The organism is Paenibacillus taichungensis (assembly GCF_003287275.1).
Taxonomy (GTDB): Bacteria; Bacillota; Bacilli; order Paenibacillales; family Paenibacillaceae; genus Paenibacillus; species Paenibacillus taichungensis_A.
This window is the reverse complement of sequence record NZ_QEVW01000003.1, coordinates 241,613-259,842: the sequence shown is the minus strand read 5'-3', so window position 1 is coordinate 259,842 and position 18,230 is coordinate 241,613. Positions and strand designations below refer to the sequence as shown.

General features: G+C 43.5%; 18 protein-coding genes. 2 read left to right on the top strand and 16 right to left on the bottom strand.

What is annotated here, in order from left to right:
- Window positions 1–312: 312 nt before the first annotated feature.
- The 4 genes from DC345_RS04680 to DC345_RS04665 all read right to left on the bottom strand — a co-directional run bounded on the left by DC345_RS04680 (window position 313) and on the right by DC345_RS04665 (window position 2,470).
- Window positions 313–1,119: an HAD family hydrolase gene (locus tag DC345_RS04680; protein WP_113052105.1), complete on the bottom strand. Its 807-nt coding sequence runs from the start codon at window positions 1,117–1,119 to the stop codon at window positions 313–315.
- A 28-nt stretch (window positions 1,120–1,147) separates the two neighbouring features.
- Window positions 1,148–1,660 (bottom strand): hypothetical protein, encoded by a 513-nt coding sequence (locus DC345_RS04675; protein ID WP_113052104.1) that lies wholly within the window; start codon window positions 1,658–1,660, stop codon window positions 1,148–1,150.
- A 126-nt stretch (window positions 1,661–1,786) separates the two neighbouring features.
- Entirely contained in the window at window positions 1,787–1,996 is a 210-nt protein-coding gene (locus tag DC345_RS04670) for a DUF896 domain-containing protein (protein ID WP_062325454.1), read from the bottom strand.
- Window positions 1,997–2,092: 96 nt separating this feature from the next.
- Window positions 2,093–2,470 (bottom strand): LysM peptidoglycan-binding domain-containing protein, encoded by a 378-nt coding sequence (locus DC345_RS04665; RefSeq protein WP_113052103.1) that lies wholly within the window; start codon window positions 2,468–2,470, stop codon window positions 2,093–2,095.
- Window positions 2,471–2,776: 306 nt separating this feature from the next.
- Here DC345_RS04665 and lexA point away from each other — a divergent pair, with 306 nt between their 5' ends.
- Window positions 2,777–3,403, top strand: coding sequence for a transcriptional repressor LexA (gene lexA / locus DC345_RS04660; protein WP_024630400.1), 627 nt, complete (start codon window positions 2,777–2,779; stop codon window positions 3,401–3,403).
- Between the two features lie 112 nt (window positions 3,404–3,515).
- Here lexA and DC345_RS04655 read toward each other — a convergent pair whose 3' ends face one another.
- The gene (locus DC345_RS04655) at window positions 3,516–4,817 is read right to left on the bottom strand and encodes an aldehyde dehydrogenase (protein ID WP_113052102.1); all 1,302 of its coding nucleotides are present in this window, start codon (window positions 4,815–4,817) and stop codon (window positions 3,516–3,518) included.
- A 530-nt stretch (window positions 4,818–5,347) separates the two neighbouring features.
- Here DC345_RS04655 and DC345_RS04650 point away from each other — a divergent pair.
- Window positions 5,348–6,007, top strand: a complete 660-nt coding sequence (locus DC345_RS04650; RefSeq protein WP_113052101.1) for a CatB-related O-acetyltransferase — start codon at window positions 5,348–5,350, stop codon at window positions 6,005–6,007.
- Between the two features lie 109 nt (window positions 6,008–6,116).
- Here the strand turns inward: DC345_RS04650 and glnA are convergent, their stop codons facing one another.
- From glnA to DC345_RS04595, 11 genes are all read right to left on the bottom strand, one after another.
- The gene (gene glnA, locus DC345_RS04645; RefSeq protein ID WP_113052100.1) at window positions 6,117–7,445 is read right to left on the bottom strand and encodes a type I glutamate--ammonia ligase; all 1,329 of its coding nucleotides are present in this window, start codon (window positions 7,443–7,445) and stop codon (window positions 6,117–6,119) included.
- Window positions 7,446–7,574: 129 nt separating this feature from the next.
- Window positions 7,575–7,988, bottom strand: coding sequence for a MerR family transcriptional regulator (locus tag DC345_RS04640; protein WP_063563200.1), 414 nt, complete (start codon window positions 7,986–7,988; stop codon window positions 7,575–7,577).
- Between the two features lie 83 nt (window positions 7,989–8,071).
- Window positions 8,072–9,325 (bottom strand): methionine gamma-lyase family protein, encoded by a 1,254-nt coding sequence (locus DC345_RS04635; protein WP_113052099.1) that lies wholly within the window; start codon window positions 9,323–9,325, stop codon window positions 8,072–8,074.
- Window positions 9,326–9,409: 84 nt separating this feature from the next.
- On the bottom strand, window positions 9,410–10,696 hold the full coding sequence (hflX, locus tag DC345_RS04630; RefSeq protein ID WP_113052098.1) for a GTPase HflX: 1,287 nt from the start codon (window positions 10,694–10,696) through the stop codon (window positions 9,410–9,412).
- Window positions 10,697–10,815: 119 nt separating this feature from the next.
- Window positions 10,816–11,787, bottom strand: coding sequence for an AAA family ATPase (locus DC345_RS04625; protein WP_076289088.1), 972 nt, complete (start codon window positions 11,785–11,787; stop codon window positions 10,816–10,818).
- A gap of 109 nt (window positions 11,788–11,896) precedes the next feature.
- Window positions 11,897–12,460: a ribonuclease FAU-1 family protein gene (locus DC345_RS04620; RefSeq protein ID WP_076289087.1), complete on the bottom strand. Its 564-nt coding sequence runs from the start codon at window positions 12,458–12,460 to the stop codon at window positions 11,897–11,899.
- A 283-nt stretch (window positions 12,461–12,743) separates the two neighbouring features.
- Window positions 12,744–15,404 (bottom strand): transglycosylase domain-containing protein, encoded by a 2,661-nt coding sequence (locus DC345_RS04615; protein ID WP_113052097.1) that lies wholly within the window; start codon window positions 15,402–15,404, stop codon window positions 12,744–12,746.
- 168 nt (window positions 15,405–15,572) lie between these two features.
- Window positions 15,573–15,815, bottom strand: a complete 243-nt coding sequence (gene hfq, locus DC345_RS04610; RefSeq protein ID WP_017687918.1) for an RNA chaperone Hfq — start codon at window positions 15,813–15,815, stop codon at window positions 15,573–15,575.
- A 234-nt stretch (window positions 15,816–16,049) separates the two neighbouring features.
- Window positions 16,050–16,271 (bottom strand): hypothetical protein, encoded by a 222-nt coding sequence (locus tag DC345_RS04605; protein ID WP_113052096.1) that lies wholly within the window; start codon window positions 16,269–16,271, stop codon window positions 16,050–16,052.
- 233 nt (window positions 16,272–16,504) lie between these two features.
- Window positions 16,505–17,452 carry a tRNA (adenosine(37)-N6)-dimethylallyltransferase MiaA gene (gene miaA / locus DC345_RS04600; protein WP_113052176.1) on the bottom strand — a complete coding sequence of 316 codons (948 nt, stop codon included), beginning with the start codon at window positions 17,450–17,452 and terminating at the stop codon, window positions 16,505–16,507.
- Window positions 17,436–18,221, bottom strand: coding sequence for a class I SAM-dependent methyltransferase (locus DC345_RS04595; protein WP_113052095.1), 786 nt, complete (start codon window positions 18,219–18,221; stop codon window positions 17,436–17,438). The genes miaA and DC345_RS04595 overlap by 17 nt, the downstream gene beginning before the upstream one ends.
- Between the last annotated feature and the right edge of the window lie 9 nt (window positions 18,222–18,230).

Here is an 18,230-nt window from a genome sequence, read left to right as displayed (position 1 = left end):
ATGGTTCACTTCGATTATGTAAAGCGCTTACAAACGATGTGAAAATTATAGCCAATAACTCCCGCTTCCACTTCATTCAAGTAAGTCAACAGATATTCGCTGAATTCATTCGCATACTAGTCATACTAGTATGTTAGTTATATTCTAAATCAGCAGTTCTATAATTTCAATAACTTTTAGTAAAAAAAATTATATTTTGTTATTATAATATGGTTCAAACTGCACCAAAACAAAAAAACATTGTTAGGTTTTATGGATAAATTATATCTCATAAACCTAACAATGTTTGAGTAGTACATTAAAAACACGATTTTATGATGCACTCATTGAGAATTCAGCAATGATCCGTTCCAATTCGGATAAATGCTTGATTTGATGGTCAGGCACATACGATTCGGTATTCTCTTTATTCTCACGGTTAATCCAAACAGATTGAATACCTGCAGACAACGCTCCACGAATATCAGTCGTTAGCTTATCTCCAACCATCATACTTTCCTCAGGTTGAACTCCCAGCTTATTCAATGCGTGCTCGAAGATCGAAGGATCAGGTTTTCCTTTACCAAACGTACCCGAGATAATAATTTCATCAAAGAAAGGAGCCAATTCAGGAACGCCATCAAGCTTCTCTTGCTGTAAAGCAGGACAGCCGTTAGTTAAAAGCAAAAGCTTGAACTTCCCTTGTAGATGACTCAACGTTTCCATCGTTTCTTCATAGACATGGGGTCTTGATCTCCGCTCAGCCCCAAATTGTGAGGCAAGTCGTTCCGCCAGATCTTCACGATCAACACCCAGCTTTAACAAGCCACGATGCCATGATTCTTTTCGATATGCGGGTGCAAGCTGCTCCAACTGGCGAAACTCAGGTTGATCCCCACCCGTGAAGTTGGCCCAAAGACCTTCAAACGGGTTAATCCCAATCATTTTGGTAAACGTAAAAGTTTCATAGGACTCATACAGATTACGTGCCTCATTACGAACAGCTTCCTCAAGGTCTTCAGGTTTAACGCCAGTCTCTTGAGCTGCAATCAGGCAAGTTTCATGAAAAGCCTCTCGAACACTGCGCTCATCCCACAGTAAAGTATCATCTAGGTCGAACAAAATCGCTTTTAACGCCATTTCGGTCATCTTCCCCTTTATGCAATAATTACTTTTTCTCGTATGTTTCCACGGTGATCTGATGTGCTTTGGCAAATTTCAGAAGACGTTCAGTGATTGCATCGGTATCATAACGATTAAGTAGTTTGGTAAATACCCATCTCTTACCTCGTGCATTATGCTCAATCACAACTGTACCTGGCTCAATTCTGAATTTCACAATATCGTCGACTCCAATTGAACGCTCACGGTTCCCTTTTGTCGTCAAAATCCGATTACTTCCTATTTTGACATAAGGGCGACGGAGCATGAAGATGACTGCCAAAAATACATACAGCAACATGGTCACCCAGTCCCAAGTGGTCATCGGAGCTTTGACAAGAAATGTACTCATAAAGAGATACAGAAATGCTAGTCCGATCAGGAAAATAGGAAACAAAAGGCTGCGTCCTTTAAATACGTCCTCACCTGGTGTACCGGAAACCGGTTGACCGCTCTTTTTACGTTGCTGATTCAACTGCTTAGAATTTTTCCGAACCGTTCTCTCGAACGAACGCGACATGAGAATCCCCCTTAGATGTTCTTTGTATCGGCTTACATAACTGTAAACCAACATTTCCCCCTATAATTTGCAACCTCTAGATAACAGGAAGAAACCTAAATATCATATTGATATCATTAGGTTTCCTTAATGTTTGAGTTTGCCTTGGTGGCCCTGATCGTTCTCGTCATCTACAATTTCAATAGAATCCAGTTGTTGTCTGAAATTGCTACGAATGTTATTCAAATAGATTTCTCTAAGCTTGGCACGTTCTGCGAGCTCTTCCTCTGTCAAGCCAGTGGATTTTTGCTTACGGGCCAATTCATTAATACGTGCTACCAGACTATCTATATCCAAGCTTGTCCCCTCCAAAAATACAAAGTCATATTAACTTTGACATGATAAGGGCAGCTTGTCAAGCTGACACGCATTAGTGCGTGTGGATGTGCAGTTTTATTCTGTGAATTGAGGCAGTATTAAGACTTGCCCCACCTGTATCGAAGTTGAATGAAGTTGATTCACTTTCTTGATTGCTTCTATATATACACGTGTATCCATTGTTTCAGGTTTGTGCTCCAATGATATACTCCATAGCGTATCTCCTTGTGAAACTGCCATCTTCCCTCCAGGCAACAAATCGTTCTCATTGCCAGCGAACACAGTGAGTACTGTACTGCATCCAACCAGTATAATTAAGCTTACGATTATTAATTTCAAGACCCAAGTTGGGACATTACCTTTTGCAAAAACCTTCTTAAAATTCCTTATGTTAGTTTCAACCACATCTGAATGCACCGGTTCGTAAATGCTTTGATAAGTAGAATATCTCATTAAATATCGACCTCCAAACGTTTGTTCCTATCCGTTGAAATCAATATAACACGAACACTTGTTTTGTACAATAACTTTTTAGAACAATTGTTCGCTTTTTTTTGTTACATACTACATTCCATTATCTTTCTTCTATTGTAGGGGAACTGTCATTTGCAGTATTTGATTAGACGAAAAGAAAATTTTCATTTTTAATTTGCAAAAAAACATTGATTTTATAGCATTTTATTTAGAACTTATGTTTGTACGAACGGAGGTTCTATGTTATAATTTTCCCAAACGTTACTAAAATGGGGTTGATACGGTATGTCGAAGATATCCAGCAGGCAACAGGCTATTCTGGAGTTTATACGCAATGAAGTCCGGTTGAAGGGGTATCCTCCTTCCGTACGCGAAATTGGTGAAGCCGTTGGATTGGCCTCCAGCTCTACAGTTCATGGACATCTGGATCGTTTGGAGAAGAAAGGTCTGATTAGACGTGACCCAACCAAACCAAGAGCCATTGAACTACTTAGCCAGGAAGAGTCAGAGCATTCACATCAGTTTGCTCACAGCGTTGCTCGCATTCCTGTCGTGGGTAAAGTTACTGCAGGGGTTCCAATCACAGCAACAGAAAATATCGAAGATTACTTCCCTCTTCCTACTCATTATGTAGGCGAACAGAAAGTATTTATGCTTTCGGTCGTGGGAGACAGTATGGTTGAAGCAGGCATTGTTAACGGAGACTATGTTATCGTACGTCAGCAGCAAACTGCAGATAACGGCGATATCGTAGTAGCCATGACTGAAGACGATGAAGCAACGGTAAAAACGTTCTACAAAGAGAAAGATCATATTCGTCTTCAACCGGAAAATTCGACTTTTGAACCGTTGCGTTTGAAACACGTTAGCATCCTGGGCAAAGTCATTGGCCTTTTCCGTGATATTCATTAATATGTATTGAAGTTGTACAGTGGTCTCACAATAAGATACTTAAAGAGGTTGTCCCCTTGAACGGGACAACCTCTTTTTTCTTATACTACTTATATTGTTCTACGTTAGTCGATTATTCGCTGCGTTTAAGAATGCTTTTATGATGAGAGAACACATCAAAACTCTGTTTACCATGGTAGGAACCCATTCCACTTTCCCCTACACCGCCAAACGGGAGATAATGTGATGTCATATGAGACAAAGTATCATTAATACAACCACCACCAAAAGATACTTGATTCAGAACCTGATTCTGCAGATCCTCATCCTGAGTGAAGAGATATAATGCCAGTGGTTTTGGACGACGAACAATCTCATCTAACATGGGATCGAGGTCGGTATACTTAAATACAGGAAGAATTGGACCAAAGATCTCTTCTTGCATCACTGGGGATTTCCAATCCACTCCCCCCAGAACTGTTGGTTCAATGAGCAGCTGATCACGTTCAGAACGTCCACCGATCATTGCTTTGCCATCTTGGAGCAACACCGATAAACGATCAAAGTTACGTGCGTTGACAATGTGCGGAAAATCAGCATTTTTCATCACATCATCTCCAAATTTATCCTGAATTTCTGCACCGATCAATTCCATTAATTTGTCATGAACATCCTCGTGTACAAGTAAATAATCCGGAGCGACACAGGTTTGACCAGCATTCAGAAATTTACCGCGAACAATGCGCTGAGCTGCCAGCTTCAAATCCGCATCCTGATGAACAACGACCGGGCTCTTACCACCTAGTTCTAACGTAACTGGAGTCAAATGCTCAGCAGCTGCCTTCATAACAATACGGCCAACACCTGTACTGCCTGTAAAGAAAATATAATCAAACTTTTCTTTCAACAATGCCGTACTCGTCTCCACTTCCCCTTCCATAACTGCCATGTACTCACTAGGAAATATCTCATGAATCAAATCATAAGTTAGACGTGACACGGCTGGAGTTAATTCAGACGGTTTAATAATGGCACAGTTACCCGCAGCAATGGCTCCAATTAGAGGGCCAAAAGCTAATTGGAACGGATAGTTCCAAGGTGCAATAATAAGAGCAACTCCATAAGGTTCAGGATAAATTAAGCTTGTGCCATCAGGTATAGCAGAATTTGTAGGCACAGGTTTTGGTGTAGCCCATTCCTCCAAATGTTCCAATGCAAAATCCAGTTCACCCAACACGATCCGAATCTCAGAGCCATAAGCCTCTGTAGCTGATTTATTTAGATCCGCACGAAGTGCGTCTAGAATACGTTGCTGATACTTCTCAATTCCCTGTCTTAATTGCTGAAGAGCACGAATACGGTACTCAATAGACTTAGTTTGTCCTGTATAAAAAAATGTCCGCTGTGCGGCAACCAGTTGCTTCTCTTGTTCCATATTAACATCTCCAATTAATTGTTCAAAATTTAATTTCTAAAAACATAAATGAATTATAACGCAATTATATGAAACTATCAACATATAGATACTGTAAAAATAGAGCAAAGAATTAAAACATACTCTCGCTTCAACGATATGATCATATTTTAATTAACCATTCTATTTCTTATTGACTACATAAAAAGCCTTAACACTAATATGCCAGAACTTATGCCAGCTTCCTCTTAACATTCTTATTCCCGTCCCCGTTTTAGTCAAACATGATGTATCCATCCTTCCAAATGGTGGGCACGTGTTCTGTCTATATTTTCTCTTCCTGAATTTTTTCTTCATTATATGAAGGATCCACACTGACATCTCTTTATTAAAATTGGATTGACAAAAAAAGAGGGCATTGTTATAATCGCCCTCATATCTTATGGAAGGATGATTCAGATGATTCGTCGTTTAAAAAAACTAAAGAATGTGGCTACTGCATCACGCTTCTAAGTTGCCCAGAAATATAACTTAGAAGCGAGGAAACTAAAATGAATATAAACCAATTGAATCACTGGTCTGAAATTAAGTATTTAAAGGACATTGTAACCAATCCATTAATCGAAGTTGGCGATTACTCTTATTACTCCGGTTATTATGATAACAGTTCATCTTTTGAAGACGGATGCGTGAGATATTTATGGGGAGATGACAAATCGAGGAGCTTATTCAACCCCATTGATGAATTCGGATGGCAAATAGACCGCTTAATTATTGGTAATTATGTATGTATTGCAGCTGGTGTCGTCATTCTTATGGGAGGAAATAACAATCATCATGCGGAGTGGATCACTGTCTATCCATTTGCTGATCAAATTAGCCGTTCCTTCTCACCCAAGGGAGATACCATTATAGAAAGCGATGCATGGATCGGTATGAATGCCATGATTATGCCGGGTGTTACCATTGGTGAAGGTGCGATTGTTGCAGCAGGCTCAGTTGTAACAAAAGATGTCGCCCCTTACACGATAATTGGTGGCAATCCTGCAAAAGAAATTAGGAAGCGTTTCTCCGAAGAAGAAATCATGAAGTTAAAAGAAATGCGCTGGTTTGATTGGAAAAGAAAATCGATTGAAGCAGTCACTCACTTACTTTCTAATTCTTCTATTGACGAGTTATATGAGTACTACTTATCAGAAATTAAGGACTGAGTTCCTATAGATATAAAGCTAGGTTGGATACTATCCTACCTGGCTTTTTTAATCCCCTCACCACAAAAAGAAAAACCCCTCAGCGCTAGAGCGCCAAGGGATTCAACTATTAGTACAACGTGATATATTGATCGCGTTCCCATTGGTGGACTTGTGTACGGTACATGTCCCACTCAATTTCTTTCAGCTCATAGAAGTGAGCCAGGGCGTGGTCGCCGAGAGCATCACAGATAACTTCGCTGCGGATCAATTCGTTCAATGCTTCTTTCAGGTCAGCTGGCAAGCTTGGAATGCCTTCTTCCACACGCTCTTCTTCTGACATGATGTAGATGTTACGGTCAATTGGTGCTGGTAAGGACAGCTCACGTTTGATTCCGTCCAAACCTGCTTTCAATAAAACAGACAAAGCCAAGTAAGGGTTAGCAGCCGGATCCGGATTACGAACCTCAACACGTGTACTCAGACCACGGGAAGCTGGAATACGGATCATTGGGCTACGGTTACTGGCAGACCATGCTACATAACAAGGGGCTTCATAACCTGGTACAAGACGTTTGTATGAGTTCACAGTTGGGTTCGTAATTGCTGCAAACGCACGCGCATGCTTCAAAGTTCCAGCCATGAAGTGACGTGCAGTTTTGCTCAGACCCAGCTCGTCAGACTCGTCTACGAATGCGTTCACTTTGCCTTGGAACAAGGATTGGTTACAGTGCATACCTGAACCGTTCATGCCAAACAGCGGTTTCGGCATAAAGGTAGCATGTAGACCATGCTGACGTGCAATCGTTTTAACAACGAGTTTGAACGTTTGGATCTGGTCTGCTGCTTTTAGAGCATCAGCATATTTAAAGTCGATCTCATGCTGACCTGGAGCTACCTCATGGTGGGAAGCTTCGATCTCAAAGCCCATTTCCTCAAGTGTGATAACGATGTCACGACGACAGTTTTCACCAAGATCCGTAGGCGCAAGGTCAAAATATCCACCTTGGTCATTCAGTTCGTTAGTCGGGTTTCCTTTTTCGTCTGTTTTGAACAAGAAGAACTCTGGTTCAGGACCGACGTTGAAGGAAGTAAATCCCATTTCTTCGGCTTCTTTCAGGTTTCGTTTCAAGATGCCACGCGGATCTCCTGGAAACGGATTACCATCCGGAAGATATACGTCGCAAATCAGTCGAGCAACACGGTTCTCGGCTACCCAAGGGAAAATCAGCCAAGAATCAAGATCCGGATAGAGGTACATGTCGGACTCTTCAATACGTACATAACCTTCAATGGAAGATCCATCAAACATCATTTTATTGTCCAGAGCCTTGGTAAGCTGGCTCACAGGGATCTCAACGTTTTTGATTGCTCCAAGTAAATCGGTAAATTGCAAACGAATGAATCGTACATTTTCTTCTTTTGAGATGCGTAGTATGTCTTCTTTAGTAAAACTCACGATACCCTCTCCCTTTCTTCTCTGCATATTTGGCTTGCCTGTTATATTTGTACATTAGAATATAGCATGGGTCAAGGAGTCCTCCTACCCAAAAGCAGGATTTCCCCTGACCTACGAGGTTATACGAACTTATTTTTTATTAAAGAAACGGGAAAGCTCTCCCTGGATGAGAGATACTTGTCCAGGTCTCTTACCTGACACCAGTTGTTGTTTAAGCAAACGATGCAGTTGGGAATCCGACAGCTCTCTACGTTTCACTTCCGTATCGGCCGTAATAACCGTTGCTTCTTCTGACTCTTTGGAAACAGGATTCATCACTTGTTTAATACCTGCGATGTTAACTCCTTTTTCAATTAGAGCCTTGATTTCCAGCAATCGTTCTACGTCATTGAAAGAGAACAAACGCTGATTACCTGACGTTCTCGCAGGAACAATCAAACTGTGCTGCTCATAATAACGAATCTGACGCGCGGACAGATCCGTAAGTTTCATTACAATACCTATCGGGAATAAGGCCATATTTCTGCGAATTTCGTCACCCATCATTCATCAACCTTCCAGTCATCTATTCTTCACTCTATTGTACATTTAGTTATTACTAAGTGTCAATGATGTGTTAGATAAACTCACAATAATTTACGTTCTTTCATCGTCTGTAATGCCATCAAAACGCCATATTTAACATGAGAGTATGTTAAACCACCCTGCATATAGCCAATATAAGGCTCACGGATAGGCGCATCTGCAGATAATTCAAGGCTCCCACCCTGTATAAACGTACCTGCCGCCATGATGACAGGATGCTCGTAACCCGGCATATCCCACGGTTCAGGAACAACATGGCTATCTACTGCAGCAGCCCGCTGTATTCCTTGTACAAAGGCAATTAAATGTTCGGCCGAGCTGAATTGAACAGCCTGAATCAGATCTGTACGTATCTCGTTCCATGCCGGTTTGGTTACAAATCCAGATGCAGCAAACATCGCCGCAGCGAATGTGCTTCCTTTAATGGCTTGTCCCACAATTGTCGGAGCCATGTAAAGTCCTTGGTAGATGCCACGAGTTGTTCCCAACATCGCGCCAACCTCACCGCCAATTCCGGGAGCTGTCAAACGATAGGCAGCTAATTGTACGTACTTTTCCTTCCCGCATATGTATCCACCGGTTTCCGCCAGACCTCCACCGGGATTTTTAATCAGTGAACCTGCCATCAGGTCTACCCCGATTTCGGTTGGTTCACTTTCCTCCGTGAATTCACCATAACAGTTATCCACAAATACGATGACATCTTCCTTGATCGCCTTTACACGTGCAACCATATCAGCGATTTCTTCAATACAGAAGGAAGATCTCCAATCATATCCTCTGGAGCGTTGAATACCAATGACTTTTGTCGCTGCATTGATACTTTTTTCTACTGCCGTCCAATCTACTCCGCCATCTTCTAACAGAGCCGTCTCTTGATAGCCAATGCCGAAATCCCGTAACGATCCTGTTCCATCACCAGGCTTGCCAATGACCTTATGCAATGTGTCATAGGGCTTACCCGTAATGTACAATAACTCGTCACCTGGACGGAGCACACCGAACAAAGCTGTTGCAATGGTATGTGTACCAGACGCAAAATGGGGACGTACCAGTGCCGCCTCTGCACCAAACACATCGGCATATACTTCATCAAGCACCTCACGCCCCCGATCGTTATACGCGTAACCCGTTGAACCCGCAAAGTGAAAATCGCTGACTTTTCTACGTTGAAAAGCATTGATTACTTTCCATTGGTTATAATCGGTGATCCGGTCAATCTGTTGCAATTGCCCCGCAATCTGACTTTCAACTTGTCGTTGAAGTTCAATAATCTCTGAATCAAAGCTTGCCATCTTACTTCATTCCCCTTCATAGCACGAATCTGACGTCAAACATCAATTATCGTGTCAACTTATCATACAAATATGTCATCGATGTTACAGTTGTATGAAATCTTCAAGTAAATAACCGAATTTCTCATATTCGCCTTTTTGCAGTTCCACTTCATAAATTACATCATTATCTTCAAATGTGGTCTCAACTACATCACCAATTTTGTAAAGTACAGATGTAAGATCACCACGCTCAGCCGGAATACGGAACCGTTTCGTGTCACCAGTCAACTCAGCCTGGATAAGCTCCCGAATTTTCAGCAAGTCGTCCGCATCCAGAGCACTCACTTTAATATGCTCTTTATCCAAAGGTAGCATTTCAAGCTGCTCCGGTGTACAAGCATCCTTTTTGTTATACAATACCAATTGAGGCTTGTCCCCTGAACCCAGCTGCTGCAAAATGGTGTGTACCGTTTTCATCTGATCTTCACGCATGGCAGACGATGCATCGACCACATGTAATATAAGGTCCGCTTCATTTACTTCCTCCAGCGTTGCACGGAAAGCCGCAATCAGATCATGAGGAAGGTTCTGGATAAACCCAACCGTATCTGTGAGTACGATTTCTTTACCACTTGGCAGTTCCATCGTCCGAGAGGTTGGATCCAGTGTGGCAAACAGCTGGTCTTGAATATACACATCTGCCGCCGTTAATTGTTTAAGCAAGGTGGATTTACCCGCATTCGTATAACCTACAAGGGCTACCTGAATGATACCCGTCTTTTTGCGACGCTCCCGGTGCAGCTTGCGATGACGTGTCACTTCTTCCAAATGACGCTTCAAGTCATCAATGCGGCCACGAATATGTCGACGATCCGTCTCCAGTTTACTTTCACCTGGACCCCGCGTTCCAATTCCCCCGCCAAGTCTGGACAAATTCTTCCCGTGACCCGACAAACGTGGTAACAAATAGCTCAACTGAGCCAATTCAACCTGAATAATACCCTCTCTCGTGTTGGCGCGCTGCGCAAAGATATCCAGGATCAGCTGGGTGCGATCAATAATTTTGAGATCCAACGCTTCTTCCAGGTTACGAACCTGAGCACCAGACAGCTCCTGGTCAAAAATAGCTGTTGTTGCTCCCGTTTCCTCAGCTATTGCACGAAGTTCTTCCACTTTCCCCTTACCAATGAACCATTTGGTGTCCCGGGTTTTCAGGTTCTGTGACAATACACTCAGCACTTCCACGCCTGCTGTTTCGGCGAGTTTTACCAACTCCTCAAGGGAGTACTCCGGGTTAATACCCGAGCGTTTGACCTCATCGGTAACCAGACTCACCAACACGGCGCGATCCTTCTTCACCATATCTGTATCATGTGTGCCATTTGTCATCGTGTATATTCACTCCTTCTAATACGTTTCCGCATATATTCTGTGCCACCATGGTTTCATGGCATGCTTTAAGCCGAACCGGTTAACCCGGCCGGCTGCTTTAAAAATTATATTATCGCTTACTTTTGATCAAACTTCAAATCCTCTGTGCGGATAGTCATCAGCTCCAGTTTTCCCGGATTTCCTTGGGTATACTGTTCCAATAGTCGAACTGCCTGATGACGAATCGATCGTTCAATGGCATTTCGGACATATCGGGCGTTGCTAAACGCATGAAGAGACTCATTTTTTTCCTGAAGCAGATGCTGCTTTAGTTTGAGTATGGTCTGTGGCATGAGAATATAGTCACGTTCCTTGGCCATAATTTCGGAGATTTGTATCAATTGATCAATGCTATAGTCTGGAAATTCAACCTGGATTGGAAAACGGGAAGGTAATCCGGGATTCGTCTGCAGAAAAAAATCAATTTCTTCCGAGTAGCCCGCCAGGATGAGTATAAATTGATTCTTATTATCTTCCATTGACTTTACAAGTGTATCGATAGCTTCCTTTCCAAAATCCTTCTCGCCCCCGCGAGCCAGACTGTACGCCTCGTCAATAAACAAAATTCCACCCAATGCCTTTTTGACCAAGTCTCTGGTTTTCTGTGCCGTATGCCCAATGTATTCCCCGACCAAGTCTGCACGTTCCACTTCAATTAAGTGCCCCTTACTCAATACACCCATCTTCTGAAAAAGCTTCGCAACAATTCGTGCTACCGTTGTTTTTCCGGTTCCCGGATTGCCTTTGAAAATCATATGATACACGTGCGCCCCACTTATCAGACCAGCTTCGGTACGCATCTGGGCAATCTGTAAGAAAGCATAGATTTCAAATACTAAGTCTTTGATATTTTCAAGTCCAACCAGTTGCTCTAACTCGCCTTGAATTTCCTGAAAATGCGCATGTTTGGCTAAGCCTTTTGCTGCTTGTATTGCTGTCTCTTCTTCTTTGACCAACATCTGAGGTTCCTGGTTACGTAAAACAACATTAATTTGTCTGGATGGTCTGCCTCCCGGTTGCCCTCCTGCAGCCATGACCCGTCCGTTCATTCGCCATCACCTCTATTTTATCGGGCTGAACTCTCCTGATTATTAATGTATTCTATCAGGTGCTCTAATATTAGAAGGATGGCGAAGAATTATGGGACTTTTCCATGACTCAAATCTGAATATTTTTTCTAAACTCCCCATTCTCAAACAGGGTTTGTCTATGCTTCAGAGACAGTTGGAAATATGGAAATACATGTGCATCAATAGCATGCAACAATTCCTTTGCTGTCCGGTTAGCCAGATCATAATCCCCCGTCGTAATGTGCTTACGAGAAAGAGCATCTTCAAGTTCATCCTCGTCCAGCAAAAATATTTCTCCATCTTTCAGGACAACGACATCCAGATACAGATCATCAAACCACGGAACACCCTGATCGGTTATGCCCTGGCTACGGCATGTATCAATGTACCATTCAACAATCCGCTCCTGATCATCAAACATGGCCGTAACAACAAAGTGCTCGCCTTTCGGATAATACTGCAACCAGGAATAACCTTTATCCGCAATGCAGAAGGTACTTCCTCCATAGGTCTTCCACAAAGGCTCTTTCAAATCTTGTATCGTATACAGCGTAATGTAACCCGTAAAAATTTTGGATTGAACGAACCGGCATGTAAATTGTCGGTTCGTAATCCGGCGCCAGTTCGCGCGGTCCCCGAATTTCCGTTTCATACGAACCCCTCTTTGCCGACCACAGGTCCGTGACCTGCTGATATTGGTGAACAGCGAATAACGTCCGCATTACCGATTCCACAAGTGCCTGAATCCGCTTTGCACAACGTATTACGAATAGTTACAGCTTACCATATTTAAGTTATACACTCAAAATCAAGCTTTACCCCATCTATTGGAGAGCTATGGTTCCATGCCAAACATTACACAAACCAAAAAACCTGCTTCCCCAACATCAGGGAGCAGGTTTTAGGCTGTAATTATTTAATGCGGCTTATTCTTGTTAACCGCCAGTTCCAGCTTGAGAATCAGTAGGTGTATCCGTTTCTCCTGTGTTACCGTTGTTTCCACTATCTGGTGGCGTGACCACTTCGCCTGGTGTCGTTACAGATCCATCATTGGAACCCCCACCCGTACCTCCAGGCTCTGTCGTTCCCTGTCCAGGCGGTGTGTTTCCTTCTCCGGTCTGTCCGTTCCCTTGACCTGTCCCGCCATTGTTTCCATTTCCATTATTGCCGTTACCATTATTACCATTTTCATTTCCGTTACCGTTGCCATTGTTACCCTCAGAACTTCCATTCCCCGGGGAACCGTTGTCTGGATTTTCGGTTCCAGGCTGTTCTGTACCTGGTTCAGTTCCTGGCTCCGTGCCAGTATCTGGCTGTTCCGGTTCCAATTCTTCCGCTTCTATCATCAGCGATATGATATTGGACGGATCCGTTTCCTGTCCGGAAGCCAAATCATATGCTGTTACATAATACTCATAAGTGAGACCAGGGAGCGCACTTAGATCCTGCGCACTGGTCGAACCAACAGCATCAATGAGGTGAGTGAACTGTCCCTCAGATGTTTCTTTTCTGTAAATCCGATACTGTGTAGAGGAATCCCCCGTTGCAGTCCAATTTAACGATACAGTTTGCGTAGATGGATCATAAGCACCATTCAAACCACTCACTGAAAGCGTTGGTTGCTCTGGTTCTTTTTCCGGTGGAGGTGTCTGGGCACCTGCTGGAGCTTTGAAGTCCTTCACAGGAACTCCTTTCAAAGCATCCCCCATAACTTTGGCAAAGAACGCCGCTGACAGCTTACTGCTATTTTTGAGCATATGGTTTGCATCTGGATTGTCGTAACCCATCCATACTGCCGCAGTCCATTCCGGCGTGTATCCGACGAACCAAACATCACGGTTGGCGCTGTTGCCGGAAATACCACTTTGAACGGTCCCCGTCTTACCAGCAACTGGTCGATCCAGACGTGCTGAACGACCTGTACCGTCATTCACGACATTTTGCAGCATCTTAGTCAGGGAATAAGCATTTTGCTCACTCATGACACGTGTTGTTTCCGATTTATCGTGTTTATAGGTCGTTTTCCCCGCGCTATCCTTAATTTCCTTAATGGAATACGCCTGCTGGTACTCTCCCAGATTAGCGAACGCACTATAGGCTTGCGCCATTTCCAGCGTATTCGTCCCTTTGCTAAGACCACCCAGCGCGATCGCCAGGTTTTTGTCTTCATCCGTAAGTTGGATACCTACGCTTTTCGCAAACTGAACACCTGTATTCACACCAATTTTGTTTAGGAGCCATACTGCCGGGATATTCTCCGATTTTGTAATGGCATCCGTCATGCTAATGGTTGAAGAGTATCCATGCAAGTTACCCGGACAGTAATTGCCGAAACATTGCTTTTCATTACTGAGAGCTGAGTTTGCATTGTAATTACCTGATTCAAGAGCCGGTGCATAAGTCACAATCGGTTTAAATGCCGATCCAGGTTGTCTGCGGCTTTGTGTTACCCGGCTGTAGCCCTTTGTTTGATAATCCCTGCCGCCCATCAAGGCGACGAGACTGCCGTTTTCATGGTTCATAATTACCATGGAGCCTTGAACGGGCTGATCATCTTTACTTGACTCAAACAAACTATCATCCGAGAAAGCACTTTCCATGGCTGTTTGTGCCTGAGCATCCATCGTCGTGTAAATTTTGTACCCGCCGATATTCAGATCATCCTCCGTTTTACCAGTCACTTTTTCTGCTTCACGAAGAACATAGTCGATAAAGGCTTGATACTTTTGATCTTTCTCAGGCGGTGTATAGTCATAATCAACTGCTTTGGCTTCATCCATTTCCGCCTTCGTGATGTAACCTTGCTCATACATCAGTTGCAATACGACAGCGCGACGTGCCTTGGAATCGTTGGGATTGCTCAGCGGGTTATAAGCTGAAGGCCCTTTAGGCATCGCTGCCAATGTGGCAATTTGCCAGATCTTCAACTCATTAAGATCAGACACCCCAAAATAAAATTCAGACGCAGCCTTAATTCCATAACGCTGATGACCAAAGAAAATCCGGTTCAGATACATCGTTAGAATTTCGTCTTTTGTGTACTTGCGCTCCAATGCCATTGCAATGGAAACCTCCGTTGCTTTACGGAAGAAGGTTTTGTCACGAGACAAGAACATATTTTTCGCAAGCTGCTGGGTCAGTGTACTACCACCCTCTACCATGGAGCGGGCCATGACGTCTTTAACCGCCGCCCGTCCGATAGACCAGATATCCACGCCCTGATGCTCGTAGAATCGTCTGTCCTCCGTAGCAACAAAAGCTTCCTTTACTAACTCTGGAATATCTTCTTCATTGACCGGCTCCAGCTTTTGAATGGACAACTCGCCCATTAACTGACCGTTACGATCATATACTTTCGAAGTTTCATTGATTGTTGTTTTGTCCTTGTTGGCTTTGAGCAGATTTTCACCACTCACCATAATAAATAAATATCCACCCAGTGCACAGAATATGGCGATTGCCATGGTGAAAAACAGTGTCCATCCAACGCGTTTACCCGTAATTTTTTTCTTTTTAGAGGTCTTTGGCTTCGCTTTTTTGGTTGACTTGTTATTGTTGTTGCGATTGTTAGACCTCGACAACGGATCGTTTGGCATGTTACCTCCTGACTCCCTTTCAGTTGCATGATTTCTATTCGTCTGCTGGCTCAAACTCCTATAGAGCTTATTTTGCCCGGAATGAAAAGAACAACCCTTATTCAGGTTGCTCTGTTTCAATTCCTATACATGTAGACGAAATGGTTGATAAAAAGGTTTCGTAATTTTTTAAGCTTCGCCGCTATTATCTTGCTGCATCAGCGATACGCTGCGTTGCGGCGTGAACGTGGAGATGGCGTGCTTGTAGACCATTTGCTGGCGTCCGTCGCTGTCAATGACGATCGTAAAATTGTCAAATGCCTTGATCGTTCCGCGGATTTGAAAGCCATTAGTCAAATAGACTGTAGCTGGAATGTTTTCTTTCCGCAGTTGGTTCAAGAACGTATCTTGGATGTTGATGGACTTGTTCATTAGCCGTACCCCCATTGGTTCATTTGAATTCGTGTTATAAGTAATATTCAATATCGCTGAGTAGCTTTCGTGCTATTATATCATGAACGGATTCATATAATCCACAAAAACCCCTTGTCTGCTATTTTGCACCTATGCCTGAGCTTCGCTTGCAACTAGAAGACTTATCCATTATACACCGCTTGTCAGAATTGCAAAAGAGGGACAAATTCTACCTTTTTCCACGCTTCCCTTCTACTTTTCTTGATTTGTATACGGTTTCTCTTCTTCTCTGACTAGCGTAATATTTTTCCGATTCTTTCTATCATTGATCAAGAGTTTCAGGTATGTATTGGTATTGATTAGAACAATAATTAACCAAATTAAGGCTACAAGACCTCCAATGGCGAAACCAATTCCAATCAATCCTGAGAAAAAGAGATATAAACTCGCCACTCCGCTCGGTTCTGTACTCATAAAATCTCCCCCTCACCTTAGAAATAAATCCAAATAAACTGTCATGTGAATTCATTTTAATATTTATGTTATTTTTTTACAATGAATTTCTCTGCTTAAATCTGTAGACACCACCGATTATCCTCTCTTTTAATAATGTCATTTCATATAAAAAAAGTAAAAACCTCTACCTTTTATTTCTAAAAGATAGAGGTTCAAAAGTCCTAATAGGTGGCAAATTCCACCTTCGATATTCAGTCAAACTTGCGTTTTATCATCTCACATACATGGGCATAATTCCCTGCAAAATCTTCCGTATCCGTCATATCCACCCATTCAATGTCTTTCATATGCCGGAACCAGGACAATTGCCGCTTGGCAAAACGACGCGTATCCCTTTTCAGCCACTCCACCGCAGCATCCCAGCTTACTTCACCCTGTAGATAAGCCGCAATTTCCTTATAGCCGAGTCCCTGCATGGAGATATGTCCTCTCGCTACGCCACGCTCCAGTAAAGACTTAACCTCATCTACCAGTCCCTGCTCGATCATAAGATCAATTCGCTCTTCCACTCGGGCATACAGTTTCTGACGATCCATTGTCAACCCCACAATAAGCAGGTCATATGGGGACTCTTTTTTCTGGGAAGCCAGCTGCTCGGACAGCTTCTCACCTGTGAGGTGATAGATCTCCAGTGCACGGACAATTCGGCGCTGGTCATTCGGATGCAGTCGCTCTGCGCTAACCGGATCGATGACCCTCAGCTTATCATGTAACGCCTGCGGGCCATGTTGCTCTGCATAACGGAACTGTTCATCCCTGAACGCTTCATCTGAGCCGCTGTCCGAGAATTGAAAGCCGTAACATACCGATTCCACATACAGACCAGTACCACCAACAATAAAAGGCAACTTCCCACGCTCATGGATTTCCCCAATCAGACGTGTGCAGCTCTCCTGAAATTCCGCCACGGAATAGGGGTATTCCGGTTCGTGGATGTCGATAAGGTGATGGGGCACACCCTTCATTTCATCGCGAGTAATTTTGGCCGTTCCGATATCCATTTCGCGATATACCTGCATCGAATCCCCCGAAATAATCTCGCAATTGAACGCCTGTGCAAGCTCAATACTCATTCTTGTTTTGCCTACAGCTGTTGGTCCAACCAGCACAAGCAGCTTCGGTTTAGCTTCCGCTTTCAACATTAATCACTCCGTACAGTGTTTTTGCATTGCCCCGGTCGTGCACTTCAAAACCGAGTCTCGTAAACTCCGCGCTGCCGCGCTTCTCTTTCATAACTACCCGCTTGCGGGCAACTCTTTTCGCTTCAAGAATACTCTGTTCATCCAATGCACTTGGATTTGCATAATCTCGCAAAGGCTGAATGGCACTTGAATCGAGCATTGGCTCACGGAACATCGGATCGAAATAAACCGTGTCACAGCTTCGGTCTGGCAAGGAACGCAGCAAATCGAGATGATTCGCATGCCGCAGCTCAATGCGCCGAAAAGCTTCGTTTACCGCAGGCTTAATGCTCTCATACTGAGACATGCCTTCTACTAATAACGTGTACAGTGGCAGGGAGCTTTCACAGGCGATGACCTTACCAGTTTTGCCTACAGCAACCGAGAATACCAGTGCATCGGTGCCCAATCCTGCTGTACAATCGATAACGGTATCCCCTTCAAGGATCGCCCCCGCGTCCAGCATCGGATCAGCTTCTCCGTTTAACACACGTTTGGCTCGTACAAATCCCATACTGGGGTGAAACTCAAGCAGCGGTGAATCGGGACGAAACAAACGAACTTTCCCCTGAAGCACAACTACAATTTCATCTATCCCATAATGTGCAATCAGTGCAGGCAAAGACATTTTTTTGCGCGGTACATAGGTCCCTCCTGTTGTTTCCGCCAGGTTTCGTGCACGTTCCACAAGGTGGCCTGCTTCCTTTTCACCGGTTGTAATATACATAACTTCCTC

What these genes read in the sequence shown, in the direction of transcription:
- DC345_RS04680 (WP_113052105.1), bottom strand. Translation starts at nt 1,119, where the DNA reads ATGGCGTTAAAAGCGATTTTGTTCGACCTAGATGATACTTTACTGTGG.
- DC345_RS04675 (WP_113052104.1), bottom strand. Translation starts at nt 1,660, where the DNA reads ATGTCGCGTTCGTTCGAGAGAACGGTTCGGAAAAATTCTAAGCAGTTG.
- DC345_RS04665 (WP_113052103.1), bottom strand. Translation starts at nt 2,470, where the DNA reads ATGAGATATTCTACTTATCAAAGCATTTACGAACCGGTGCATTCAGAT.
- lexA (WP_024630400.1), top strand. Translation starts at nt 2,777, where the DNA reads ATGTCGAAGATATCCAGCAGGCAACAGGCTATTCTGGAGTTTATACGC.
- DC345_RS04655 (WP_113052102.1), bottom strand. Translation starts at nt 4,817, where the DNA reads ATGGAACAAGAGAAGCAACTGGTTGCCGCACAGCGGACATTTTTTTAT.
- DC345_RS04650 (WP_113052101.1), top strand. Translation starts at nt 5,348, where the DNA reads ATGAATATAAACCAATTGAATCACTGGTCTGAAATTAAGTATTTAAAG.
- DC345_RS04640 (WP_063563200.1), bottom strand. Translation starts at nt 7,988, where the DNA reads ATGGGTGACGAAATTCGCAGAAATATGGCCTTATTCCCGATAGGTATT.
- DC345_RS04635 (WP_113052099.1), bottom strand. Translation starts at nt 9,325, where the DNA reads ATGGCAAGCTTTGATTCAGAGATTATTGAACTTCAACGACAAGTTGAA.
- hflX (WP_113052098.1), bottom strand. Translation starts at nt 10,696, where the DNA reads ATGACAAATGGCACACATGATACAGATATGGTGAAGAAGGATCGCGCC.
- DC345_RS04625 (WP_076289088.1), bottom strand. Translation starts at nt 11,787, where the DNA reads ATGAACGGACGGGTCATGGCTGCAGGAGGGCAACCGGGAGGCAGACCA.
- DC345_RS04620 (WP_076289087.1), bottom strand. Translation starts at nt 12,460, where the DNA reads ATGAAACGGAAATTCGGGGACCGCGCGAACTGGCGCCGGATTACGAAC.
- DC345_RS04615 (WP_113052097.1), bottom strand. Translation starts at nt 15,404, where the DNA reads ATGCCAAACGATCCGTTGTCGAGGTCTAACAATCGCAACAACAATAAC.
- hfq (WP_017687918.1), bottom strand. Translation starts at nt 15,815, where the DNA reads ATGAACAAGTCCATCAACATCCAAGATACGTTCTTGAACCAACTGCGG.
- DC345_RS04605 (WP_113052096.1), bottom strand. Translation starts at nt 16,271, where the DNA reads ATGAGTACAGAACCGAGCGGAGTGGCGAGTTTATATCTCTTTTTCTCA.
- DC345_RS04595 (WP_113052095.1), bottom strand. Translation starts at nt 18,221, where the DNA reads ATGTATATTACAACCGGTGAAAAGGAAGCAGGCCACCTTGTGGAACGT.